This window comes from Streptomyces sp. NPDC107522 (assembly GCF_055657525.1).
Genome location: NZ_JBVKAU010000003.1, coordinates 636,877 through 660,919, shown reverse-complemented (window position 1 = coordinate 660,919; position 24,043 = coordinate 636,877). Strand labels below are relative to the sequence as shown.

23 protein-coding genes are annotated in these 24,043 nt (G+C 71.2%); 7 read left to right on the top strand and 16 right to left on the bottom strand.

The genetic code is table 11. From position 1 onward, the window contains the following. Positions 1-27 precede the first annotated feature (27 nt). Positions 28-1,191 (bottom strand): adenosine deaminase, encoded by a 1,164-nt coding sequence (locus ACZ7L6_RS13180; RefSeq protein ID WP_471923061.1) that lies wholly within the window; start codon positions 1,189-1,191, stop codon positions 28-30. Positions 1,192-1,326: 135 nt separating this feature from the next. On the opposite strand from ACZ7L6_RS13180, the gene ACZ7L6_RS13175 reads away from it, so the two are divergent. Next, positions 1,327-2,088, top strand: coding sequence for an alpha/beta hydrolase (locus ACZ7L6_RS13175; RefSeq protein WP_471923059.1), 762 nt, complete (start codon positions 1,327-1,329; stop codon positions 2,086-2,088). Positions 2,089-2,159: 71 nt separating this feature from the next. Here ACZ7L6_RS13175 and ACZ7L6_RS13170 read toward each other — a convergent pair whose 3' ends face one another. Continuing rightward, positions 2,160-3,113 carry a LysR family transcriptional regulator gene (locus tag ACZ7L6_RS13170; protein ID WP_471923057.1) on the bottom strand — a complete coding sequence of 318 codons (954 nt, stop codon included), beginning with the start codon at positions 3,111-3,113 and terminating at the stop codon, positions 2,160-2,162. A gap of 63 nt (positions 3,114-3,176) precedes the next feature. On the opposite strand from ACZ7L6_RS13170, the gene ACZ7L6_RS13165 reads away from it, so the two are divergent. Further along, on the top strand, positions 3,177-4,445 hold the full coding sequence (locus ACZ7L6_RS13165; RefSeq protein WP_471923055.1) for an MFS transporter: 1,269 nt from the start codon (positions 3,177-3,179) through the stop codon (positions 4,443-4,445). Between the two features lie 172 nt (positions 4,446-4,617). After that, the gene (gene dnaN / locus ACZ7L6_RS13160; RefSeq protein WP_471923052.1) at positions 4,618-5,754 is read left to right on the top strand and encodes a DNA polymerase III subunit beta; all 1,137 of its coding nucleotides are present in this window, start codon (positions 4,618-4,620) and stop codon (positions 5,752-5,754) included. Positions 5,755-5,831: 77 nt separating this feature from the next. Here dnaN and ACZ7L6_RS13155 read toward each other — a convergent pair whose 3' ends face one another. The 5 genes from ACZ7L6_RS13155 to afsQ1 all read right to left on the bottom strand — a co-directional run bounded on the left by ACZ7L6_RS13155 (position 5,832) and on the right by afsQ1 (position 10,025). Then, positions 5,832-6,041 (bottom strand): PspC domain-containing protein, encoded by a 210-nt coding sequence (locus ACZ7L6_RS13155; RefSeq protein WP_272112885.1) that lies wholly within the window; start codon positions 6,039-6,041, stop codon positions 5,832-5,834. Between the two features lie 108 nt (positions 6,042-6,149). Further along, positions 6,150-6,701: a VanZ family protein gene (locus ACZ7L6_RS13150; RefSeq protein ID WP_471923048.1), complete on the bottom strand. Its 552-nt coding sequence runs from the start codon at positions 6,699-6,701 to the stop codon at positions 6,150-6,152. 434 nt (positions 6,702-7,135) lie between these two features. Next, the gene (locus ACZ7L6_RS13145) at positions 7,136-7,771 is read right to left on the bottom strand and encodes a hypothetical protein (RefSeq protein ID WP_471923046.1); all 636 of its coding nucleotides are present in this window, start codon (positions 7,769-7,771) and stop codon (positions 7,136-7,138) included. After that, on the bottom strand, positions 7,771-9,351 hold the full coding sequence (locus ACZ7L6_RS13140) for an ATP-binding protein (RefSeq protein WP_471923042.1): 1,581 nt from the start codon (positions 9,349-9,351) through the stop codon (positions 7,771-7,773). The genes ACZ7L6_RS13145 and ACZ7L6_RS13140 overlap by 1 nt, the downstream gene beginning before the upstream one ends. After that, positions 9,348-10,025, bottom strand: a complete 678-nt coding sequence (gene afsQ1 / locus ACZ7L6_RS13135) for a two-component system response regulator AfsQ1 (RefSeq protein WP_037886857.1) — start codon at positions 10,023-10,025, stop codon at positions 9,348-9,350. The genes ACZ7L6_RS13140 and afsQ1 overlap by 4 nt, the downstream gene beginning before the upstream one ends. 281 nt (positions 10,026-10,306) lie before the next feature. On the opposite strand from afsQ1, the gene ACZ7L6_RS13130 reads away from it, so the two are divergent. Continuing rightward, positions 10,307-11,053: a SigE family RNA polymerase sigma factor gene (locus ACZ7L6_RS13130; RefSeq protein ID WP_398820795.1), complete on the top strand. Its 747-nt coding sequence runs from the start codon at positions 10,307-10,309 to the stop codon at positions 11,051-11,053. A 183-nt stretch (positions 11,054-11,236) separates the two neighbouring features. On the opposite strand, the gene ACZ7L6_RS13125 is transcribed toward ACZ7L6_RS13130, so the two are convergent. From ACZ7L6_RS13125 to deoC, 5 genes are all read right to left on the bottom strand, one after another. Beyond that, positions 11,237-11,566: a DUF6281 family protein gene (locus ACZ7L6_RS13125; RefSeq protein WP_471923039.1), complete on the bottom strand. Its 330-nt coding sequence runs from the start codon at positions 11,564-11,566 to the stop codon at positions 11,237-11,239. A gap of 57 nt (positions 11,567-11,623) precedes the next feature. Next, positions 11,624-12,361 (bottom strand): uridine kinase family protein, encoded by a 738-nt coding sequence (locus tag ACZ7L6_RS13120; RefSeq protein ID WP_471923035.1) that lies wholly within the window; start codon positions 12,359-12,361, stop codon positions 11,624-11,626. Positions 12,362-12,477: 116 nt separating this feature from the next. After that, complete coding sequence (locus ACZ7L6_RS13115) at positions 12,478-13,404, bottom strand: aldehyde dehydrogenase family protein (protein WP_471923032.1); 927 nt, start codon at positions 13,402-13,404, stop codon at positions 12,478-12,480. Continuing rightward, positions 13,405-14,862: an aldehyde dehydrogenase family protein gene (locus ACZ7L6_RS13110; protein WP_471923030.1), complete on the bottom strand. Its 1,458-nt coding sequence runs from the start codon at positions 14,860-14,862 to the stop codon at positions 13,405-13,407. 5 nt (positions 14,863-14,867) lie between these two features. Then, entirely contained in the window at positions 14,868-15,830 is a 963-nt protein-coding gene (deoC, locus tag ACZ7L6_RS13105; protein ID WP_471923397.1) for a deoxyribose-phosphate aldolase, read from the bottom strand. A 114-nt stretch (positions 15,831-15,944) separates the two neighbouring features. On the opposite strand from deoC, the gene ACZ7L6_RS13100 reads away from it, so the two are divergent. After that, on the top strand, positions 15,945-16,640 hold the full coding sequence (locus ACZ7L6_RS13100) for a PH domain-containing protein (protein ID WP_471923026.1): 696 nt from the start codon (positions 15,945-15,947) through the stop codon (positions 16,638-16,640). 69 nt (positions 16,641-16,709) lie between these two features. Here ACZ7L6_RS13100 and ACZ7L6_RS13095 read toward each other — a convergent pair whose 3' ends face one another. The 4 genes from ACZ7L6_RS13095 to ACZ7L6_RS13080 form a co-directional block, all read right to left on the bottom strand. Further along, positions 16,710-17,918, bottom strand: coding sequence for a hypothetical protein (locus ACZ7L6_RS13095; protein WP_471923024.1), 1,209 nt, complete (start codon positions 17,916-17,918; stop codon positions 16,710-16,712). A 190-nt stretch (positions 17,919-18,108) separates the two neighbouring features. Beyond that, entirely contained in the window at positions 18,109-19,740 is a 1,632-nt protein-coding gene (locus ACZ7L6_RS13090) for a phospho-sugar mutase (RefSeq protein WP_471923022.1), read from the bottom strand. A gap of 252 nt (positions 19,741-19,992) precedes the next feature. After that, positions 19,993-20,817 (bottom strand): purine-nucleoside phosphorylase, encoded by an 825-nt coding sequence (locus ACZ7L6_RS13085; protein WP_471923020.1) that lies wholly within the window; start codon positions 20,815-20,817, stop codon positions 19,993-19,995. Positions 20,818-20,951: 134 nt separating this feature from the next. After that, the gene (locus ACZ7L6_RS13080) at positions 20,952-21,389 is read right to left on the bottom strand and encodes a gamma-glutamylcyclotransferase family protein (RefSeq protein ID WP_003998392.1); all 438 of its coding nucleotides are present in this window, start codon (positions 21,387-21,389) and stop codon (positions 20,952-20,954) included. A gap of 96 nt (positions 21,390-21,485) precedes the next feature. Between ACZ7L6_RS13080 and ACZ7L6_RS13075 the strand changes: the two genes are divergently transcribed. Together ACZ7L6_RS13075 and ACZ7L6_RS13070 are read left to right on the top strand one after the other, a co-directional pair. Then, a complete protein-coding gene (locus ACZ7L6_RS13075) occupies positions 21,486-22,934 on the top strand; it encodes an NAD(P)H-quinone dehydrogenase (protein ID WP_471923015.1) in 1,449 nt (482 codons plus the stop codon). A gap of 166 nt (positions 22,935-23,100) precedes the next feature. After that, positions 23,101-24,033 carry a DeoR/GlpR family DNA-binding transcription regulator gene (locus tag ACZ7L6_RS13070; RefSeq protein ID WP_471923013.1) on the top strand — a complete coding sequence of 311 codons (933 nt, stop codon included), beginning with the start codon at positions 23,101-23,103 and terminating at the stop codon, positions 24,031-24,033. Positions 24,034-24,043: the final 10 nt, after the last annotated feature.

The following is a 24,043-nucleotide window of genomic DNA, read 5'->3' as shown; positions in this document are numbered from 1 at the left end:
CGCTCCGTGTGGGTGCAGGCCCGCCCGTCACCCCTCTTCAGCAGCAGAGTCGCTGGTAGACGTGGTCTGTCGGAAAAGCCACTCGGACTTCAGTTCGGCATATCCGGGCTTGATCACGTCATTGATCATGGCCAGTCGTTCATCGAAAGGAATGAACGATGATTTCATCGCATTGACGGAGAACCACTGCATGTCGTCGAGCGTGTAACCGAATGCCTCGACAAGGTGCTCGAATTCCCGGCTCATGCTGGTGTGGGACATGAGGCGGTTGTCGGTGTTCACCGTCGCGCGGAAGTGGAGGCGGCGCAGCAGCCCGATGGGGTGGGCGGCGTACGAGTCGGCGGCGCCCGTCTGGAGGTTGGAGCTCGGGCACAGCTCCAGCGGGATGCGCTTGTCCCGTACGTACGAGGCGAGCCGGCCGAGCTTCACCGCGCCGTCGGCGTGCACCTGGATGTCGTCGATGATCCGCACCCCGTGTCCGAGCCGGTCGGCACCGCACCACTGCAGGGCCTGCCAGATGGACGGCAGGCCGAAGGCCTCGCCCGCGTGGATGGTGAAGTGGTTGTTCTCGCGCTTGAGGTACTCGAAGGCGTCGAGATGCCGGGTCGGCGGGTGACCGGCCTCGGCGCCCGCGATGTCGAAGCCGACGACGCCCAGGTCGCGGTAGCGGTTGGCGAGTTCGGCGATCTCCAGAGCCCGGGCGGCGTGCCGCATGGCGGTGAGCAGGGCTCCCACGCGGATGCGGTGGCCGTTCTCACGGGCGATCCGCTCGCCCTCGCGGAAGCCCTCGTTGACGGCCTCGACGACCGCTTCGAGGCTGAGCCCGCCTTCCAGGTGCTGTTCGGGCGCGTAGCGCACCTCGGCGTAGACGACCCCGTCCTCGGCGAGGTCCTCGGCGCACTCGCGCGCCACCCGGACGAGGGCGTTGCGGGTCTGCATGACGCCGACGGTGTGCCTGAACGTCTCCAGATACCGCTCCAGGGAGCCGGAGTCGGCGGCCTCGTGGAACCAGACGCCGAGCTTGTCGGGGTCCGTCTCGGGCAGCTGGGTGTAGCCCGTCTCGCGGGCGAGCTCGACGATGGTGCCGGGGCGCAGCCCGCCGTCGAGGTGGTCGTGCAGCAGAACCTTCGGGGCCCGGCGGATCTGGTCCGAGCTCGGGATGTTCGCCTTGGGGGCAGTCTCGCTCGTCATTTCCGCACTGTAAGGCCTACGCGTGTAGATCGCTTGCTGATCGTTCCATTTCTTTCGGCTGTACGAATCCGTCGATACGTAACGGTGACCCCACGGACGGGTGGCGTACACCCTTGCTTCTGACACTGTTCTGTCATGGCACAGCAAGCGACGCCGGTTCGCAGGGCCCGGCTGGGCAGGGCGATCGGGCCGGAGCCGACAGCGGTGAGCGGCGTGGTGCTCCTTCTTCCCGGTGGTGACGAGGTCTCACATCGCAGGCCGGCGCCGCTGTTGGCGACCTCGTATCTGCGCACCCTGGGGCGCCGTCTGGTGCGGGCGGGGCGCGGGGAGGGACTCGCCGCGCATGTCGTCCACTACCGCTTCCGAGGGTGGAACGGCAGCGCCGCGAACCATGCGAGCGATGCGTTGTGGGCCGCGGACGAGGTCGTACGGCGCTATGGAGACGTCCCTGTGTGCCTCGCCGGGATCGACATGGGCGGGCGGGCGGCCCTGCATGCGGGCGGTCATGAAGCCGTCAACTCGGTGCTGGCGATAGCGCCTTGGCTGCCGGAGGAGGACGTGGCGGCCTCACCCGAACCGGTGAAACAGCTCGGAGGGCGGCGGGTGATGATCGTGCACGGCACGAATGACGAGGTCTGCGACCCCGAGCTGTCCTTCCGGCTGGCGGCGCGGGCGAAGAAGGCGAATCGGGAGGTGTGCCGGTTCGAAGTGCACTCGGATCGGCACGGGTTGCATCAGCACCGGGATGAAGTCCTCGCATTGGCCGGGGACTTCGTTATGGGGGTGTTGTTCGGGCGGGGTTTCTCCCGGCCTGTTCAGGATGCGTTTGCGGCTCCGCCTCCCTTGGGGCTTCGGATGCCGTTGGCTGCGGGGTTCGGTAAGTCGTTGCGGCGGTAGCGCCGTTGGGGTGGATGGTTCGTTGGCGGGTGCGGGTTGTGTGTGGTTGACCGCGCAGTTCCCCGCGCCCCTCAGGTGGGCAACAGGTTGCCCCTTCTTGAGAGCAAGAACTTCTTGAAGGCGGCCACCGGGGGTGTGTCCGGGCGGTCGGCCAGCCATGCCACGCCGATCTCCCGTGCCGCTCTCGGGGCCGTGACCGTCAGCTCGGCCACCCCAGGGCGTGGCACCGCAGGTGGAGGCAGGAGGGCGACTCCGAGACCCGCCGCCACCAGGCCCCGCAGTGTCTCCGCCTCCTCTCCCTCGAAGGCGATGCGGGGCTTGAAGCCCGCCTCCTTGCACAGGTCGTCCGTGATGCGGCGGAGGCCGTAGCCGGGCTCCAGGGTCACGAAGATCTCGTCGGCGGCCTCTGCCAGGCGGATGCGTCTGCGGGCGGCGAGGGGGTGGTCGGCGGGGACGACCAGGCGGAGTTTCTGTTCGTCCAGGCGGCGGGCCACCAGGTCCGGGGCGTCCGGGACCGGGGAGGTCAGGCACAGGTCCAGTTCGCCCGCTCGCAGGCGTTCGATCATCGCCTCGCCGTAGTTCTGGACCAGGCTGAAGCGGACGCGGGGGTGGTCGGCGCGAAAGGCGTGGATGAGGCCGGGGACCGTTTCCGCGCCCATGGTGTGCAGGAAGCCGAAGGCGACTTTGCCGGTGGCCGGGTCGGCGTCGGCCCGTACCTCGTCGGCGGCGCGCCGGATCTCGGCGAGGGCGCGTTCCGCCGAGGCGAGGAAGGTGCGGCCGGCGGGGGTCAGGGAGACCGTACGGCCGTGGCGGGCGAACAGGTCGACGCCCAGGTCCTGTTCCAGGCGGACCATGGCACGGGAGAGCGTGGACTGCGGGACCTGCATCTCCTGGGCGGCCCGGGTGACGTGCTCGGTGCGGGCGACCCCGGCGAAGTAGGCGAGGCGTGGGGCGAGCAACATCGTCATGTCTTCTGTGTCACTGGATGGTGACAGGCGAGGCTGTGAGCTGTGTTGATGCGTCATGGGAACGATTATGGCGAGTTCATGCATTGGACGGATGAGTGGGGTCGTACGTAGCTTCGAAGCATGTCTCCCGCCAGTACCGGGGCGTCCACCACCGTGGGCGCCGCACCCGTTGTCCCTGTCGTCGACTCCCGTATGGCCCCGGGCGGCCCCGGCTACCGCCGGATGAGCCTCGCCCTCTTCCTCGCCGGTGTCGCGACCTTCGCGCTGCTCTACTCCACGCAGGCACTTCTGCCGCTGATCTCCGGCGAGTTCGGGGTGGCGGCGAGCGAGGCCAGCTGGACGGTGGCGGCGGCGACGGGCGGTCTGGCCCTGTTCGTGCTGCCCATGAGCGCGCTGTCGGAGCGGTTCGGACGCCGTACGGTCATGACGGCGTCGCTGGCGGTCGCGGTGACCGTCGGGCTGCTGGTCCCCTTCGCGCCCAACCTGACCGCCCTGGTCGTGCTGCGGGCGGTCCAGGGCGCGGCGCTGGCGGGTCTGCCGGCCTCGGCGACGGCGTATCTCGCCGAGGAGGTCCGGCCGAAGGCGCTGGTCACGGCGATCGGGCTGTTCGTCGCGGGCAACAGCGTCGGCGGGATGAGCGGCCGTGTGATCACCGGCTGGGTCGCACAGGAGTGGGGCTGGCGGGTCGCGGTCGGCGTGATCGGCGCCCTCGCGGTGGCCTGTGCGGTCGCCTTCCGGCTGCTGCTTCCGGCGCCGCGGCACTTCAAGCCGGGCTCGCTGCGGCCGCGGGTGCTCGTGCGGACGGTGCGCGGCCATCTCTCCGATCCGCTGCTGTGCCGTCTGTACGCGATCGGCGCGCTGTTCATGACGGTCTTCGGCGGCGTGTACACGGTGATCGGTTACCGCCTGACGGAAGCGCCGTTCGGCCTGCCCCAGGGCATCATCGGCTCGATCTTCCTGGTGTACCTCGTCGGCACGGTGTCGGCGTCGACGGCGGGCCGGTTGGTGGGCCGCCTGGGCCGCCGAGGCGCGCTGTACGCGGCGGGCGGTACGACGGCCGCGGGACTGCTGCTGTCCCTCGCGGGCTCCCTCCCGCTGGTCCTGCTGGGCCTGGTCCTCATCACCGGCGGCTTCTTCGCGGGGCACGCGGTGGCGTCCTCCGCGGTCAGCAAGACGGCGACGCACGGCCGCGCCCAGGCCTCGGCGCTGTACCAGTCCGCCTACTACATCGGCTCCAGCGCGGGCAGCACGGTGGGTGCCGTCGCCTTCCACGCCGGCGGCTGGACCGGGACCGTCGGGGTGGGCCTGCTGGCGGTGCTCGGCGTCGTGACGATCACCGTCCTCGGAACGCGTGCGGCTCGGGCCCAGCAGCGGCTCGCGACGGCCTGAGCCGCACGTCCGCTTCCCCCTGACCGGGGTCGGCCGGTCAGGGGGATTGCCGCTCCCACCTGGGGTTTCCCGCTACGGCGGCCGTTGTCACGCGCTGCTGTCAGGGGCGTTGTCGGTGGGTCCGGACAGCCTCCGCGATCACTGACCAGTGAGCCGAGCAGGGGGACATGCGATGGAGTTCCGGATCGAGCGCGCCGACTTCGCCGAGGCCGTGGGCTGGGCCGGTCGAGCCCTTCCTTCGCGCACTCCGGTGCCGGTGCTGGGCGGCCTGCTGCTGACGGCGGAGGCCGGCCGGCTCACGCTGTCGGGCTTCGACTTCGAGGCCGCGGCACGCATCACGGTGGACGCCGCGACCGGTGCGGCCGGGGAGGTGCTGGTTCCCGGCCGTCGGCTGCTGGACATCTGCCGGGTGCTGCCGGACGGGCCGGTGAACTGTGCCCTGGAAGGAACGCGGTTCATCGTGGAGGCGGCCGGCACGAGCTTCGGGCTGTCGACACTGTCGCGGGAGGAGTATCCGGCGCTTCCGCCACAACCCGCGCCGTACGGCGGTGTGGACGCCGCCGCGTTCGCCACGGCCGTCGGGCAGGTCGCCGTGGCTGCGGGCCGGGACGAGACGCTGCCGGTGCTGACGGGCGTACAGCTGCGCCTGGACGGCGACTCCATGACGCTGGCCGCGTCGGACCGCTATCGCTATGCCGTACGGCGGTTGGAGTGGAAACCGGAGGGGACGGCTCCAGGCGACGGCGCCCGGGAGGCCCTGGTGCCCGCACGGCGGCTGCTCGACGTCGCCCGGTCGATGGCCCGGTGCGGGGTGATCCGGGTCGGGCTGGAGCAGGCGGCGAGTTGCGGCCTTGCCGGCTTCGAGGGCGGGGGCATGCGGAGCGCCGTACGCCTGCTGGACGGGCGGCTGCCGGCGTACGGCTCGCTGTTCGACATGGCGGCGGCCGCGGTCGCCGAGGTGGAGTGCGGGGTGTTCGCGGAGGCCGTACGCCGGGTGGCTGTGGTGGCCGAGGCCGGCAGTCCGGTGCGGTTGGACTTCTCGGCCGACGGATCGGTGCTGCTGCGCGCCGGATACGGCGACGATGTGGCGGCGCAGCGGCTGCCGGCCGTGCTGAGCGGTGCGGAGGAGGTGACCGTGGCGTTCAATCCGGCGTATCTGCTGGACGCGCTGAACTCCTTCGAGGCGCCTCGGCTGCGGATGGAGATGCTGGGGACGGGGCAGCGGGCGTTGCTGAGCGGGGTCGAGGACGAAGGCGGGGCGGTCGGTCCGCACCGGCATCTGCTGATGTCCGTGAAGCAGTTGGTGTGACGTGTGTCCGGGTTGGCGTGAAAACGGGTGGCGCCCCGCTCGCCGAAGCGAGGACGGGGCGCCTTCGGTTCTGCGGGTCACCAGGCCGTGCGTGTCCTGTTCGCCTTGTCCTCCGAGGGGAGCAGGATCCACAGGGCTATGTAGAGCAGGAACTGCGGGCCCGGGAGCAGGCAGGAGATCAGGAAGATCACGCGCATCGTCGTCGCGGAGGTGCCGAAGCGCCGTGCCAGCGCGGCGCACACTCCGCCGATCATGCGGCCATGGGTGGGTCGGGCGAGCGCGGTCATGGTGCGGCTCCTTCGCGAGCGTCGGCCGAAGGCCCCCTTGTGGGGCCTTCCGAGTGGTTGCCTCATCTGACATCCACGCTATGGCGACGAAGCGGGCAAAGCGTCACTCTATGGAGCTATCCCGACCCTGGGAATCGTCGGGGTCCGACCCTGAGTGAGCTCCTCCTGGGGGGTCGTCGTCCGGTGTGCTCGGTGGGACCTGCGGCGGAGCCAGGCGCGGGCCGCGGGGACGATCGTCGTGTGCGCGAGGGCCACGCCCACGGTGTTCAGCAGGAGCGAGTCGATGTCCACGACCTGGCCCGGGACGTCGGTCTGCAGCAGTTCGATGCCCAGCGAGATCAGGGCGCCTGCGGCGACCGTGCGGACCAGGGAGCCGAGGGGGGAGGCGTCGAGCCTGCCGTGCGTCATCGGGATGAGCACCCCCAGCGGGGCGAGCAGCGCGAGGCCCTCGATGATGCGGCGGGCGGCCTCCTGCCAGCCCAGGGCCAGGTCGGCTCTTATCCCGGCGAACGGTCGCAGGTTGGCCGGCATCACCCAGGGGACGTCCAGGGGGCGCAGCGTGAGCCAGGCGACGAACGCGAGATGCGCGACCAGGAGCACACCCCCCGTCGCACGGATGCGGATCGCGGCGCTGCCGCCGATGGAGCCATGACGCTGCACGCCCCCCTAGACGCGCCCCCCGGCAGGATCGGTTCCGGGAGACACGGGACGGGTGTGAGGCATCCGCCACACGGGCCTCCGGCGGTTGGTTCGGGGGTGCCGTGCGGCTGGGTCAGGGTGCGCGTAGCGCCTACGGTCGGTGGGTGGGTCGGGGTCGCGCCGGGGGTGCCTTGCTCGCCCCCGCCGCCCCTACCCGTCCCATCCTCCAGGGGCGCTGCCCCTTCGACCCCGCCAGGGGGCTCCGCCCCCTGGACCCCCGCTCCTCAAACGCCGGAGGGGCTGGTTTCAGCCCGGGCCGCAGGCCCCCAGCGGGGCGCCCACGCCGGCCTGCGCAGCGGCACCCCGCTGGCGCCGGGCTGCGCGACCCACCCCTGCTCAGCCCCCACGCCGGGCACCCCCCCGGCCGACGGACTCGGTGCTCTCGTGATGTCGCGTCAGCCGTCCGTCACCTCGGTCGAGGGGGGCTCGTTGGTGCCCGGTCTCGTGCGGACCTCGTCCGTGCACTCGTAGCGGCGTGGGGGTGCCTGCGTGGGGCCGCCCAGGATGACCGAGCCGTCGCCCTCGGCGGCTGTCGAGTCCGAGAAGGTGCAGACGATCTGGGCGAGGGCGTACGACGTGAGGTCGCTCGGGGGCGTGCTCAGGCGCAGGGTCTCGTCGGGGTCGTCGCGGCGCGGCCCGCTCACGCTCATGGCGCCGCGCACGTCCGTCGTGTAACCGGCCTCCTTCTCGTCGGCCGACGGGGACGCCTCCAGCGCGTCGAGCAGGCCCTGAGCCACCAGCACGCGCCGCTCCGAGTCCGCCGTGCCGTCCGGCACCCGTACCGTCCGCTCGACCGCCACCAGTTGCGAGCCGCACAGCAGGAACACCTGCACCGGAAGCCCGCGCGACGCCTGCGTCGACACGTTCGGTTCGGAGAGGGAGCAGTGCACGCGCGAGGGCGCGGGGCCGAAGTCCGTCGGCACCTCCGTGGACCGTATGCCGCAGCCGGTCAGGAGGGCGGCGGCCAGCGCCGAGAGTGTCAGCACGCGGCCTATGTGCGGGTGCCGTTCCCGGGGGGAGGCCACGTTCATCAGGCGTCCCCCTTCTTCGCGTCGCCGGCGCCCTTGCCGTTGCCCTCGTTGCCGTTCGTCTGCTGGGCCAGTTCCGAGGCGTCCCGGGGCAGCCGCAGGGTGAACACCGCGCCGCCCTCGGGAGAGTTGGCGGCGGTGATCTCGCCGCCGTGGATGTGGGCGTTCTCCAGGGCGATGGACAGGCCGAGGCCGCTGCCCTCGGAGCGCGGGCGGGAGGCGCTGGCTTTGTAGAAGCGGTCGAAGACGTGCGGGAGGACGTCCTCGGGGATGCCGGGGCCGTGGTCGCGTACGTCGATCACGATCGAGTCGTCCGCCTCACGGACCGCGACCCGGACCGGCGAGCCGCCGTGCTTGAGCGCGTTGCCGATGAGGTTGGCCAGGATGACGTCCAGGCGACGGGGGTCCAGGCGGGCCATGATGCCGCGCTCGGCGACCAGGTCGACCGCGTCCAGCCAGGCACGGGCGTCGATGCACGCCGTGATCTGGTCGGCTATGTCGACGTCGTCGAGGACGAGGCGGGCCGTGCCCGCGTCGAAACGGGTGACCTCCATCAGGTTCTCGACCAGGTCGTTGAGGCGGCGCGTCTCGCTGACGACGAGGCGTACGGCGGGTTCGATCATGGGGTCCATGGAGCCGGACTCCGCCTCCAGCTCCTCCTCCAGGACCTCGGTGACCGCGGTGATCGCGGTGAGCGGTGTGCGCAGTTCGTGGGACATGTCCGCCACGAAGCGCCGGGACGCCTCGTCGCGTGCGGCCATGTCGGCGACCCGCTTCTCCAGTGCCTCGGCGGCGTTGTTGAAGGTCCGGGACAGGTCGGCCAGTTCGTCCGTCCCGGAGACCCTGAGGCGGGTGTCCAGCTTGCCCTCGCCGAGCCGGCTGGCGGCGACACCGAGACGCTGCACCGGCTTCAGTACGGTCGTGGCGGCGGCCTGCGCGAGCAGCGCGGAGCCGATCAGAGCCAGGCCCGTGGCGATACCGAGCGACCAGGCCAGGGAGTTGAGGTCCTTGGCCTCCTGCTCCAGGGACTTCAGCATGTAGCCGGTCGGACCCCCGCCGTTCACGCGCGTGCCGGCGATCAGGTACGGGGTGTCGTCGTCCGAGATCCGCTGCCAGTACAGGCGGTACTCGGACTTGTTGTCGACCTGCTGTTTCTCGTTCACCGCCGTGCGCAGCGACTTGGGCACGTCCGCGAGCGTGAAACCGTCCAGGCCGCCGGAGCTTCCGTACACGGGATTGCCGTCGGCGTCCTGGGCGACCAGCAGGACGGAGAACCGCTCGCTGCTGTTGGCCATCTGCCCGGCGGTGTGCTGCAGTTCGTCCTGCGTCGGCTCCTGCGGCAGCAGACCCGCGCGGTTCTGCATCTCCTGCTCGAAGTCGCGCAGCACCGCGTCCTGGGTGCGCCTGAGCACCGCCTCGCGGTTGAGCCAGTAGGCGATCCCGGAGGCGGACACGGCGGCCGTGAGCGCCACCAGGCCGAAGACGACCACCAGCCGCAGTCGCAGGCTGGTGAAGCGCAGCCTCGACCACACTCCCTTGCGAGCCGCGACCCAGCCGCGGAACCCCCCTTGCACGTCTGTCACTGAGGCGCGTCCAGGCGGTAGCCGACACCACGGACGGTACGGATCAGGGTGGGGGAGGAGGGTACGTCCTCGACCTTGGCGCGCAGCCGCTGGACGCAGGCGTCCACGAGGCGGGAGTCGCCCAGGTAGTCGTGTTCCCAGACCAGGCGCAGCAGCTGCTGGCGGGACAGGGCCTGACCGGGGCGGCGTGACAGTTCGAGCAGCAGGCGCAGCTCGGTCGGGGTGAGCTGGAGGTCCTCGCCGTTCTTCGTCACGGTCATCGCCGCACGGTCGATGACCAGGCTGCCGAAGGTCGCCGCGTCGTTCGACTCCCGCTCCCCGCGCCGCAGCACGGCCCGGATCCGGGCGTCGAGGACCCGCCCCTGGACGGGTTTGACGACGTAGTCGTCCGCGCCGGACTCCAGTCCGACCACGACGTCGATGTCGTCGCTGCGCGCGGTCAGCAGGATGATCGGCAGTTGGTCGGTGCGCCGGATACGGCGGCACACCTCGAAGCCGTCGATGCCGGGCAGCATCACGTCCAGCACGATCAGGTCCGGCCGCTGCTCACGCAGCAGTTTCAGGCCGTCCTCGCCGGTGGCAGCCGTGGCCACACGGTGTCCCTGGCGCGTCAGTGAGAGCTCCAGGGCCGTGCGGATGGCGTCGTCGTCCTCGATCAGCAACAGGGAAGGCACGGGGGTCATTCTGGCCCATGCGAGGCGGTCTTTCGACACCTGTACGAGCTGTACGGCTACGCGCACGTAGCGCTCCGTTCTGTGGTCGTGCTGTCCCGCGCCTGGGAGCCGCCTCTGACACAGGCCCCTGTGACAGGTCTGTGACAGTCGGCGGACACGGCCATGAAGGTGCCCGGGCAAGCTTTTCGGCACAGGCAGGACAGCAAGCCGCACCACAGCAAGCCGCACCACAGCAAGACGCACGAAGCAGAACACCGGAAGTCCACGACGGGGGGCGCGAGATGAACACGCTGCACGGCACCAGCACCAGCGCAGTGATCACGCGCCTGCACGACGTGAACGGGGGCCGGGGTTCGGAGAAGTCCGGTGCCGTGAGCGGGCGGGGGTGCGCTCGCGGCACCGGGCGTCAGCACACCGCTTACATGACGGTGGTCGACGGTTTCACGGGGGAAGCTCACGGGGGAGCCGCGTACAGGGAGGACTCGGGGGAGCGGCGTCGCTCGCTGTCGGAGGCGGAGTTCACCGCCTACGTCCAGGAGCGCCGCGCCTCCCTGTACGCAACCGCCTACCACCTGACCGGTGACCGGTTCGAGGCCGAGGACCTGCTCCAGAGCGCGCTGTTCTCGACGTACAAGGCCTGGGACCGGATCAGCGACAAGGCCGCGGTCGGCGGATACCTCCGCCGCACCATGACCAACCTGCACATCAGCGCGTGGCGCCGCCGCAAGCTGAACGAGTACCCGACCGAGGAGCTGCCGGAGACGCCCGGCGACACGGACGCGATGCGCGGCACCGAGCTGCGCGCCGTCCTGTGGCAGGCGCTCGCCCGCCTCCCCGAACTCCAGCGGACGATGCTGGTCCTGCGTTACTACGAGGGCCGCACCGACCCGGAGATCGCGGAGATCCTCGACATCAGTGTCGGCACGGTGAAGTCCAGCATCTGGCGGTCGCTCCGCCGGCTGCGCGAGGACGAGGTCCTCAGCTTCGGCCGTGACGAGGAGGACGCCTTCGGGGAGCTTGTCGCCTGAAGGTGGTGGGGGGCCGCTCGGGGGAGCGGTAGCAAGTGGGGGGACCCACGGGGGTCGGGGGGCCCACGGGGGACCAACGGGGGAATGTAACGGGGGGTGCTCCACCACGGGGGAAACGGGGGAGCACAACGATTGCGGGGCTGGAGGGCCGGGGGGTCCGTCCAGTCCCGCTTCGCTGTGCGGTCAGCGGGCAGCCATGGGAGCGGCCTCGGCGGGACTGTCGCCGACGGCGATGGCCTCGGTGGGAGCGACCCCCTCGATCGCGTAGGCGCCGGTCGTGCTCTCGGGGATGCCGGTGCCCGGGTCGTTCGGGGTGTCGTCGCACTCCGCGACCGTGGCGGCGCCCAGCCGTTCGCCGACGCTGAACTCGGACTTCTCGGTGGGCAGATAGTCGCGGCCGTCGTAGGTCACCAGGCCCGAGCAGGAGGCGTCGCCGGAGACCCCGCCGCCAGTGACCGTGCAACTGGCCGCCGCCAGCATCGCGACCGCCACGAGCAGAACTGCACGCTTCATCGTCGTCCTCTCCGTCACAAGATCTCAGGCCTACGACGGAGACGGCGCCGAAGTCGTTCAGCTCGCCGACGTCGAAGCCGCCGAAGCAGGGCAGCGGCCCGCCGCGGCCGCGGTGAGGCGGCCGAGGGCCTCGTCCCGGTCGCAGGCGTGGGCGCCGAGGGCGGTCTGGCGGGCGATGATCGAGCGTTCCAGGCGCATCAGGCGCCAGCCGCGGCGCAGCAGGAAGGGCACCGACTTGCGGCCCTCCTTCAGGTCGCGCAGGAAGCGGCGGCGGAAGGTCTTCACCGGGCCGCGGCTCAGGCACAGCGCGTCGGCCAGGACGCCGAGTTCCCGGCAGCGCGTGACGATCTCGGCGGCGAAGATGCCCTCCGCGATGAACAGCGGGGTCCGCCCGATCTCGACGGTCTCCGCGCCGGTGCGGGCGCTGAGCGAGATGTCGTACAGCGGCACGTCGGTACGGCCCGTGCGGCACAGTTCCACGATCGCCGCCACGGCCGTGTCGGCGTCCCACGAGCCGGGGTGGTCCCAGTCGATGTCGGAGCTCCCGGGGACCTGCGGCAGGGTCGGGTCGTCGCCCTCTTTGTAGAAGTCGTCGAGCCGCAGGACCGGAAGACCGGAACGGGCCGCGAGAAGGGACTTGCCGGAGCCGGAAGGGCCGCAGAGCAGCACGACTCGCGTCGGTATGGGCGGTTGGGAACTCACGGGACACCAGTGTGAGGCATTGCCGGGGCGCAGAACGACCCGGCGGACGTTGTTTGATGCGCGCGTCACACGCCGACTACACCGTGCGTTCATCCGGCTACCTTGCGCACCGGTGACAGCGGAGAGCCGCGCCTCCCCGGGACGGCGGGGAAGCGCGGCTCTCCAGTCTCAGTGCCCGTCGGCCGTCAGGACGTCACGTCCTCATGCCCTCAGTACGACGAACCGGACGCGCCCAGCGACCCCGTCGGGTGCCAGACGGTCTTGGTCTCCAGGAACGCCGTCATACGGTCGATGCCGGGGTCGGCCGACCAGTCGACCTCGTCCACAGGCTGTGGACGCAGGACGCGCTTCAGGTTGTCCGCCGCGGCGATCTCCAGCTCCTTCGCCAGTACGTCGTCGGCGCCCGCGAGATCGATCGCGTTGACGTCCTGATGCGCGGCCAGCGGTGCCGCGATCTCCGCCGTACGGCCGGAGAGGACGTTGACGACACCGCCGGGCAGGTCGGAGGTGGCCAGGACCTCGCCGAGGGAGAGGGCCGGGAGCGGGGACTTCTCGGAGGCCACGACCACGGCCGTGTTGCCGGTCGCGATCACCGGGGCGACCACCGAGACCAGGCCCAGGAACGACGACTCCTGCGGGGCCAGTACGGCCACCACGCCCGTCGGCTCGGGAGAGGAGAGGTTGAAGAACGGGCCCGCGACCGGGTTCCCGCCGCCGACCACCTGGGCGATCTTGTCGGTCCAGCCCGCGTACCAGACCCAGCGGTCGATCGCCGCGTCGACCTGCGCAGCCGCCTTCGACTTCGACAGGCCCTCGGCGTCGGCGACTTCGCGGACGTACTGCTCGCGGCGGCCCTCCAGCATCTCGGCGATGCGGTAGAGGATCTGGCCCCGGTTGTAGGCGGTGGCCCCGGACCAGGCGCCGAACGCCTTGCGCGCGGCGACCACCGCGTCACGGGCGTCCTTGCGGGAGGAGAGAGGTACGTTCGCCAGCCATTCGCCCTTGGAGTCGCTCACCTCGTACACCCGGCCGCTCTCGGAACGCGGGAACTTCCCGCCGACGTACAGCTTGTAGGTCTTGAAGACGGAGAGCCGCTCGGCGCGCTCGGTCTTGTCGTTCTTGTCAACTGTGCTCATTTATCGCTCGCCCTCCGGGCTCGACGGGGCGAGGTACGCCTCCAGGCCGTGGCGGCCGCCCTCGCGGCCGAAGCCCGACTCCTTGTAGCCGCCGAACGGCGAGGTCGGGTCGAACTTGTTGAACGTGTTGGACCAGACGACGCCGGCCCGGAGCTTGTTCGCGACGGCCAGGATCCTCGAGCCCTTCTCCGTCCAGATGCCCGCGGACAGGCCGTACGGGGTGTTGTTGGCCTTGGCGACGGCCTCGTCCGGCGTGCGGAAGGTGAGGACCGACAGGACCGGGCCGAAGATCTCGTCACGGGCGATCCGGTGCGCCTGGGTGACGTTCGTGAAGAGCGTCGGGGCGAACCAGTAGCCGGAGGTCGGGATCTCGCAGGCCGGGGACCAGCGCTCGGCGCCCTCCGCCTCGCCCTGCTCGACGAGCGTGGTGATGCGGGAGAGCTGCTCCTCGGAGTTGATCGCGCCGATGTCGGTGTTCTTGTCGAGGGGGTCACCGAGGCGGAGCGTGGAGAGCCTGCGCTTGAGGGAGTCCAGCAGCTCGTCCTGGATCGACTCCTGGACCAGCAGACGGCTGCCCGCGCAGCAGACCTGGCCCTGGTTGAAGAAGATCCCGTTGACGATGCCTTCGACGGCCTGGTCGATCGGGGCGTCGTCGAAGACGATGTTGGCGCCCTTGCCGCCGAGCTCCAGGGTGAGCTTCTTGCGGCTGCCGGCGACCGTGCGGGCGATCTCCTTGCCGACGGCCGTGGAGCCGGTGAAGGCGACCTTGTTCACGTCCGGGTGCGCGACGAGCGCGGCGCCCGTGTCGCCGTACCCCGGAAGGATGTTGACGACGCCCTTGGGCAGGCCTGCCTGGCGGCAGATGTCCGCGAAGAACAGGGCGGAGAGCGGGGTGGTCTCGGCCGGCTTCAGGACGACCGTGTTGCCAGTCGCGAGGGCCGGGGCGATCTTCCACGCCAGCATCAGCAGCGGGAAGTTCCAGGGGATGACCTGGCCCGCCACGCCCAGCGGCTTCGGCGAGGAACCGAACCCGGCGTGCTCCAGCTTGTCGGCCCAGCCCGCGTAGTAGAAGAAGTGCGCGGCGACCAGGGGGAGGTCGGCGTCGCGCGTCTCCTTGATCGGCTTGCCGTTGTCCAGGGTCTCCAGGACCGCCAGCTCGCGGCTGCGCTCCTGGATGATCCGGGCGATGCGGAACAGGTACTTCGCGCGCTCGGAGCCGGGCAGAGCCGACCACTTCCCGAAGGCCTTGCGGGCGGCCTTCACGGCGCGGTCCACGTCCGCCTCGCCGGCCTGGGCGATCTCGGAGAGGACCTCCTCGGTGGACGGCGAGACGGTCTTGAAGACCTTGCCGTCGGCGGCCTCGGTGAACTCGCCGTCGATGAACAGGCCGTACGAGGGCGCGATGTCGACGATTGCGCGGGACTCGGGGGCCGGTGCGTATTCGAATGCCGATGCCATGGTGATCAGTCCACCGTCACGTAGTCGGGGCCGGAGTAGCGGCCGGTGGCCAGCTTCTGACGCTGCATCAGCAGGTCGTTCAGGAGCGAGGAGGCGCCGAAGCGGAACCAGTGGTTGTCCAGCCAGTCCTCGCCGACGGTCTCGTTGACCAGAACCAAGAATTTGATCGCGTCCTTGGAGGTGCGGATCCCGCCGGCCGGCTTCACGCCGACCTGGATGCCGGTCTGGGCACGGAAGTCGCGTACCGCTTCCAGCATAAGGAGCGTGTTTGCGGGGGTGGCGTTAACGGCGACCTTGCCGGTGGACGTCTTGATGAAGTCGGCGCCGGCCAGCATGCCGAGCCAGCTCGCCCGCCGGATGTTGTCGTACGTCGACAGCTCGCCGGTCTCGAAGATGACCTTGAGGCGGGCGCTCGTCCCGCAGGCCTCCTTCACGGCGACGATCTCGTCGTACACCTTCATGTAGTTGCCCGCGAGGAACGCCCCGCGGTCGATGACCATGTCCACCTCGTCCGCGCCGGCCGAGACGGCGTCGCGCACGTCGGCCAGCTTCACGTCGAGGGCGGCGCGGCCGGCCGGGAAGGCGGTGGCGACGGAGGCGACCTTCACGCCGGACCCGGCGACGGCCTCCTTGGCGGTGGCCACCATGTCGGGGTAGACGCACACGGCCGCGGTCGCCGGGGTCGTACGGTCGGTGGGATCGGGGTGGACCGCCTTGGCGCCGAGCGCCCGGACCTTGCCCGGGGTGTCCGCGCCTTCCAGCGTCGTCAGGTCGACCATCGAGATGGCGAGGTCGATGGCGTACGCCTTGGCGGTCGTCTTGATGGAACGGGTACCGAGGGACGCGGCCCGCCCCTCCAGGCCGACCGCGTCGACGCCGGGCAGCCCGTGGAGGAAGCGGCGCAGCGTGCTGTCGGACGCGGTGACGTCCGTAAGTGCGTGAGCTGCGGTGGGTGCATTGGTGGGCATGGTCACCAGACGAGCATATCTACGCGCGTAGCAGCTGTACAGGCCCGGATGCTCATCTTGTGCGGGGGGTGGTGCGTATGAGCGGCGTCCGAGGCATCGGGCAGAATCGGGCTCATGACGACCCCCGAGCCTCAGTCACCCTCACCGGACCCCGTGTCGAAGGACCGGGTCTACCGCTCGCACATGGGCATCGTCGGTGGTGTCCTGCTGCTGGCCGTCGTGCTCTGGCTCGGCATCGACGCGCTGGTGCGTGGCGAGGGGCGCACCCAGTGGCTGGCTCTCGCGGCGCTGATCCTGATCGTGCCGCTGGTGTCCGCCTTCACCCTGCGGCCCGCCGTCTACGCCAACGAGGACCGGCTGCGCATCCGCAACCCCCTCCGCGTGATCGTGCTGCCCTGGGGGCAGATCGCCTCGCTGCGGTCCGGTTACTCCAACGAGGTCGTCGCCAAGGCCGGCACCAAGTTCCAGCTCTGGGCGCTTCCCGTCTCGCTGCGGGCCCGCAAGAAGGCGGCGCGCCGGTCGACCCGGGCGTCCGCGCAACGGGGCACCGGCGCGCGGGGTGAGCGGGACGGCCGCGGGGGACTGAGCCTGGACAGGCTCGAGTTCGGGACGCCGGGGGCGGACACGGCTGCCCATGGGCCGGTACGGGCCGAGACCGACCAGGTCATGGACGACCTGCGGGAACTGCTGGAGCGCCGGGAGAACGCGGAGTCCGCGCAGGGTGAGGTCACCGTGCGGTGGGCTTATGAGGTGGTCGGGCCGGCGATTGCCGGGGCCGTGCTGCTGCTGATCCTGCTTGCCCTGAACTGACAGCCGCGCGTAGGCGCTGCAGCGCAGGCCGCCGCTCACCCGACCCGCGCCGCGAACCGGCATCCGGCTTCACGGCGCGCTCGGCCACACCAACGCCATGTACGCGCCGCAGTACGCCGAGCCGATGACCGCCGCCGCGAGGGCCAGGGTGCGGTGGCGGGCGGAGGCGCGTGACAGGTGCAGGGCGAGGGGGAGCAGGAGCGGGAAGGCGGGGAGCAGGAAGCGGGCGCGGGGGAAGTAGACGCCGCCGCTGCCCAGGACGATCGCCAGCAGTACGGCAGTGAAGACCAGCAGCGGCACCGGCTGCCGGTCCCACACCGACAGCCCGAACAGCACGACGGACCCGATCAGCGTGAGCGTCACCAGCACCAGGAACAGTTCGGGCGTCGAGTCGTACGCCAGCAGCCGCCGCATCCAGCGCAGGGTCTCGCGGCCGCCGTCCAGCTCGTTGTGCCACAGCCGCTGTACGGCGAAGTAGCCGTCCCAGCGGCCGAGGCGCAGGCTCACCCAGCCGACGTATCCGCACCAGCCGAGGGGCGCGATCGCGGCGGCCGCGAGGGTACGCAGGGAGAAGCGGCGGCGCAGGGCGAGCAGGGCGGTCACCGTGACCGCCGCCGCCACCGCGATGCCGGTGGGGCGGGTCAGGCCCGCGAGCGCCGCGAGCCCGGCCGCGGTGAGGAGGCGGCCGGTGAGCACGGCGTACAGCGACCAGGCGGCGAGCGCCGTGAACAGGGACTCGGTGTAGCCCATCCACTGCACGAGGCCGACCGGGAACGCGGCCCACAGGACGGTGAGCAGGACGCCGACGCGGCGGCCGTGCAGCCGGTCGCCGACGGCGAACACTCCCCACGCGGCGACGACGGAGGCGATGACGGCGAGGGCGAGGCCGGTGCCGGCACGCGTGCCCGGCGTGACCGCCGCGACCGCCTTGACCAGGACCGGGTAGAGCGGGAAGAAGGCGAGGTTGTTGGAGCTGGGCGCGGTGCCGAGCTCGCGCGCGTAGCCGTGGTCGGCGATGCCGAGATACCAGTCGGCGTCCCACTGCGTCGCCAGGATCGGCCAGACGCCGTGCCGCTGCCGGTGCGCCCAGTCGGCGAGGAGCAGCAGGCCCGTGCCGCGTACGGCGAGGTAGGCGAGGAGGGCGGGGGCCGCGTGGCGCAGGGCGCGCAGCGGGTCGGACAGGGCGCGCCGGAGCGGCGGGGGCGGTGAGCCGGAGCGGAGGTCGGTGCCGGGGGCGGTGGTCGCTCGGGGTGTCGGCCGGAATGCGGTCGAGGACACGGCGGCGGCTCCAGGCTGCTCGGTGGTGCGTTTCCGCTCCACCGTTGCCCGGCCGGTGCGGCGGGGCGTGGAACCCGGGTCAACCGTCGTGGGGAAATCACCCGATGGGGTGCCTCCGGGTGGGGGCACCCCATGGAGGGCGACTGAGGGTTCGCGTACGGGCCGAGCGCACCCGCGGCTCGCGTACGGCTCAGATGCCGGCCGCCGTCGACAGGTCCCGCTTGATCGCCGCCAGCAGGTCGGCCGCCTTGGCGCGGGCGGCCGGGAGGTCGGCGTGGGTCGCGACCGGGACGACGACCTCCAGGTAGCACTTCAGCTTGGGCTCCGTGCCGCTGGGGCGGACGATGACGCGGGCGCCCTCCAGCGTGTAGCGCAGGCCGTCGGTGGGCGGGAGCGTCTCAGTGCCCCGGGTGAGGTCCTCGGCGCGGGTGACGGCCAGACCGGCGAGCTCGGTCGGCGGCTGCTCGCGCAGGCGGCGCATGGCGTTCGCGATGACGGACAGGTCCTGGACGCGGACCGAGAGCTGGTCGGTGGCGTGCAGGCCGTGCTCCACGGCGAGGTCGTCGAGGAGGTCGAGGAGCGTGCGGCCCTCGGCCTTGAGGACGGAGGCGAGCTCGGTGATCAGCAGGGCGGCGGTGATGCCGTCCTTGTCGCGTACGCCCTCGGGGTCGACGCAGTAGCCGAGGGCCTCCTCGTAGCCGTAGCGCAGGCCGTCGACGCGGGCGATCCACTTGAAGCCGGTGAGCGTCTCCTCGTAACCCAGCCCCGCCTTCTCGGCGATCCGGCCGAGGAGGGAGGAGGAGACGATGGACTCCGCGAAGGTGCCCTGCGCTCCGCGGTTCACCAGATGGGCGGCGAGGAGCGCGCCGACCTCGTCGCCGCGCAGCATCCGCCAGTCCTCGCCGTCCTTGACGGCCGCGGCGCAGCGGTCGGCGTCGGGGTCGTTGGCGATGACGAGGTCGGGGTCGGTCTCGCGGGCCTTGGCGAAGGCGAGGTCCATCGCGCCGGGCTCTTCCGGGTTGGGGAAGGCGACGGTGGGGAAGTCCGGGTCGGGGTCGGCCTGCTCCGCGACGAGGGCGGGGGCGGGGAAGCCGGCGCGTTCGAACGCGGCGAGGAGGACGTCCTTGCCGACGCCGTGCATCGCCGTGTAGACGGTGCGGGCGGTGCGGGGGGAGTCCGGGGCGATAACCGCGTCCGTGCGGGCGAGGTAGGCGTCGAGGACGCTGTCGTCGAGGGTCTCCCAGCCCTCCGTGGGGCGGGGGACCACGGTGAGGGACGGGACGGCGGCGATCTCCTCCGCGATCTCGATGTCCGCGGGCGGCACGATCTGGGAGCCGTCGCCGAGGTAGACCTTGTAGCCGTTGTCGCGGGGCGGGTTGTGGCTGGCGGTGACCTCTACTCCGGCGACCGCGCCGAGGTGCCTTATGGCGTAGGCGAGGACGGGGGTGGGGAGAGGGCGGGGCAGTACGGCGGCGCGCAGGCCCGCGCCCGTCATCACGGCGGCGGTGTCGCGGGCGAAGTCCTCCGACTTGTGGCGGGCGTCGTAGCCGATGACGACGAGGCCGCCTTCGTGGCCCTGCTTCTTGAGGTACGCGGCGAGGCCGGCGGCGGCGCGGATGACGACCGTGCGGTTCATGCGCATGGGCCCGGCGCCGAGTTCTCCTCGCAGGCCTGCCGTGCCGAACTGGAGGATGCCGCTGAAGCGTGCGGCGAGCTCGTCGACGTCCGCGGCGTCGATGAGCTTGGCGAGTTCGTCGCGGGTCTCCGGGTCGGGGTCCTCGGCGAGCCATGCCTGGGCCTTGGCGATGAGATCGTCGTGCACGTCGGTCAGCCTCTCGTTCGTGTCGTTCGGAGCGGGGTGGGTGCGGGCCCGCAGGGATTCGCCCCCGCCGCCCCTACCCGTCCCATCCTCCAGGGGCTCCGCCCCTTCGACCCCGTTCCTGGGGGCCGCGCCCCCAGACCCCCGCTTCGGCCCTGAAGGGGCCTCGTCCTCAAACGCCGGACGGGCTGGGTGAGTCAGCCCCTCCGGCGTTCGAGGAGCGGGGGTCCAGGGGCGGCGGGGGCGAGAAACGCCTTACAGCCGGCCCAGGACCTGCGCCAGCAGCGACCCCATCCGCGTCGCCGAGTCACGGCCCGCCTGCAGAACCTCCTCGTGGTTCAGGGGCTCACCCGTCATACCCGCGGCGAGGTTGGTGACCAGCGAGATACCCAGAACCTCGGCACCCGCCTCACGCGCCGCGATGGCTTCGAGCACCGTCGACATGCCCACCAGGTCCGCCCCGATGACCCGCGCCATCCGGATCTCGGCCGGCGTCTCGTAGTGCGGGCCGGGGAACTGGGCGTAGACGCCCTCCTCCAGCGTGGGGTCGATCTCCTTGCACAGGGCGCGCAGGCGGGGGGAGTAGAGGTCGGTGAGGTCGACGAAGTTCGCGCCGATGATCGGGGACGTCGCCGTGAGGTTGATGTGGTCGCTGATCAGGACCGGCTGGCCGGGACGCATGCCCTCGCGCAGGCCACCGCAGCCGTTGGTGAGGACCACCGTCTTGCAGCCGGCGGCGACCGCGGTACGGACGCCGTGGGCCACGGCCGCCACACCACGGCCCTCGTAGTAGTGCGTGCGGCCCAGGAAGACCAGGGCGCGCTTGTTGCCGATCCGGTAGGAGCGGATCTTGCCGCCGTGCCCTTCCACCGCGGGCGGGGGGAACCCGGGCAGCTCGGTGACCAGGAACTCGGCCTCGGGTGCGCCGAGGGCGTCCACGGCCGGAGCCCAGCCGGAGCCCATCACGAGGGCGACGTCGTGGGTCTCGGCGCCCGTGAGTTCGCGCAGGCGCGCGGCGGCGGCGTCGGCGGCGGCGTGGGGGTCGCCCTGGATGTCGTCCGGAAGAAGAGATGCGTTCACGCGACTGAGGGTAGCCGGTTTGGGCCTACGCGCGTAGATGACAGAGCTCACGGGATGGCGATTGTTGTTTTGTCGTTTCCGACGAAGTGGGGAGAGAGGGGCGGGAGAGGCGCGGGTGCGGGTACCGGACGGCCTCAGCAGGGCCGCTTGCGCAGCTCCATCACGTAGTCGTGCGGTGCCCCCGCCGACTCCGCCGCGTCCGCGATCTCGCCGAGGTAGCGCGCCGACGGCAGCCCGCCCTCGTAGGCGTTCAGCACGTACACCCATGCGGGCTCCTCACCCTCCAGCGTGTGCACGCGGACCCGGAGCCGCCGGTAGATGCCGAGGCCGACGCCCTCCCAGCGGTCGAGGGACTCCTCGTCCATGGGCGCGATGTCGTACAGCGCGACGAAGACCTGCTCGCCCGGCTCCTCGACGAGCGTCGCCAGCGCACCGTCCCAGCCGAGCTGCTCGCCCCCGAAGGTCAGCCGCCACCCGTTGAGCCAGCCGGTGGCGCGCAGCGGCGAGTGCGGGGCGCGGCGGGTCATCAGCCGCGCATCGAGATTGCCGGCGTAGGCGGCGTAGAGCGACATGGACAGAGGGTACGGCAGGCGAATCGTCGGCCCCTCCCGTAACAGTGGTGTCTCGGGCGGCCCCCCAGGCGGTCGCACTGTGATGCGTGCGGGACAATGGAGTACGTGACTCGGATCGTGATCATCGGTGGCGGACCCGGCGGATACGAAGCGGCGCTGGTCGCCGCGCAGCTCGGCGCGGAGGTGACCGTCGTCGACTGCGACGGTCTGGGCGGGGCGTCGGTGCTCACCGACTGCGTGCCGTCGAAGACCCTGATCGCCACGGCCGAGGTGATGACCACCTTCGATTCCTCGTACGAGGAGCTCGGCATCATCGTCGCCGACGACACGCCGTACATCGACACGCCCGCGCGTGTCGTGGGGGTCGACCTGGGCAAGGTCAACCGGCGTGTGAAGCGGCTCGCGCTCGCGCAGTCGCACGACATCACGGCTTCGGTGACGCGTGCCGGTGCCCGGGTCCTGCGCGGGCGCGGGCGGCTGGAGGGCATGCAGGCCCTCGACGGTTCGCGCAAGGTCGTGGTGCGGGCCGCGGACGGGACCGAGGAGACGCTCACCGCGGACGCCGTGCTCATCGCGACCGGTGGGCACCCGCGTGAGCTGCCCGACGCCCAGCCCGACGGCGAGCGCATCCTGAACTGGACCCAGGTCTACGACCTCACCGAGCTGCCTGAGGAGCTCATCGTGGTCGGGTCCGGTGTCACCGGTGCCGAGTTCGCCGGCGCCTACCAGGCGCTCGGGTCGCGGGTCACCCTCGTCTCGTCCCGGGACCGCGTGCTGCCGGGTGAGGACCCGGACGCCGCCGCCGTACTGGAGGACGTCTTCCGGCGCCGCGGCATGAACGTCATGGCCCGCTCGCGTGCCGCCGCCGCCAAGCGGGTCGGCGACCGCGTCGAGGTCACCCTCGCCGACGGGCGTGTCATCAGCGGCAGCCACTGCCTCATGGCCGTCGGCGCCATCCCGAACTCCGAGGGCATGGGCCTGGAGGAGGCCGGCGTCAAACTGCGCGAGTCCGGGCACATCTGGACCGACAAGGTGTCCAGGACGACCGCGCCAGGTGTGTACGCCGCGGGTGACGTCACCGGCGTGTTCGCTCTGGCCTCGGTGGCGGCGATGCAGGGACGTATCGCCATGTACCACTTCCTCGGTGACGCGGTGGCCCCGCTGAACCTGAAGACCGTCTCCTCCAACGTCTTCACCGACCCCGAGATCGCCACCGTCGGCTACACGCAGGCCGACGTCGACGCGGGCAAGATCGACGCCCGCGTGGTCAAGCTGCCGCTGCTGCGCAACCCGCGCGCCAAGATGCAGGGCATCCGGGACGGCTTCGTCAAGATCTTCTGCCGGCCGGGTACCGGCATCGTGGTCGGCGGTGTGGTCGTCTCCCCGCGCGCCTCGGAACTGATCCACCCGATCTCGATCGCGGTCGACAACAATCTGACGGTCGAACAGATCGCGAACGCCTTCACCGTGTACCCCTCCCTTTCGGGCTCGATCGCCGAGGTGGCACGGCAGCTGCACACGCGGAAGTCCGGCGGCGAACTCTGACGGCCAGAACCAACTCCTCGCTGGTCACGGGGAGTTGTCGACCATGCGTACGGCATAGGCGGCGGGACTAGGCCCTATACCACCTCTTGCCCTCGCGTGCGAACAACTTCTGTTATTCGGCGCAAACTGCTGAAACCAGACGGTCGTTGGGGTTACTGTCAGTTTCGTGTTCGCTGCAGAACGTCGCCAATTGATCCTCGAAATGGTGCGAGCGAACGGGGCCGTGTCGCTCCGTGAGCTCGCCCGCGTCGTCCAGACCTCCGAAGTGACCGTACGGCGGGACGTGCGCGCACTGGAGGCAGAAGGACTCCTCGACCGCCGGCATGGCGGTGCGGTATTGCCGGGCGGGTTCACGCGGGAGTCCGGCTTTCCGCAGAAGTCACATCTCGCGACCGCCGAGAAGACGGCCATCGCCGACCTCGCCGCGAACTTCGTGGAGGAGGGCGAGGCGATCGTCGTCGGGGCGGGGACCACCACGCAGGAGCTGGCACGCCGGCTCGCGCGCATCCCCGGTCTGACCGTCGTCACCAACTCCCTCCTGGTGGCGCAGGCGTTGGCCCATGCCAACCGGGTCGAGGTCGTGATGACCGGCGGTACGCTCCGCGGCTCGAATTACGCCCTGGTGGGCAGCGGCGCCGAGCAGTCCCTGCAGGGGCTGCGGGTGTCCCGGGCCTTCCTGTCCGGGAGCGGCCTGACGGCCGAGCGCGGGCTGTCCACGTCCAACATGCTCTCGGCGTCCGTCGACCGGGCGCTCGTCCAGGCGGCCTCGGAGGTCGTCGTCCTCGCCGATCACACCAAGCTCGGCACCGACACGATGTTCCAGACGGTGCCCACGGAGGTCATCACCCGTCTGGTCACCGACGAACCGCCGGTCCATGACGACCGCGCCCACACCGAGCTGCAGGCCCTCGCCGATCAGGGGGTGCAGATCGCCGTGGCCGGGGCGACCGGGGCGTCGGGGGGTGACGAGGTCCCGGCGCGGCGGCGCCCCTTGCCGGGGCCTAGGCGGGGGCAGGGGTTGCGGCCCGCTGCGGCGGTGCTCGGGGACCAAGGGGCCGAGCGGGAGCGGGCCCGGGTCGCGGATCTGCGTCGGCGTTGACAGTGCGGTT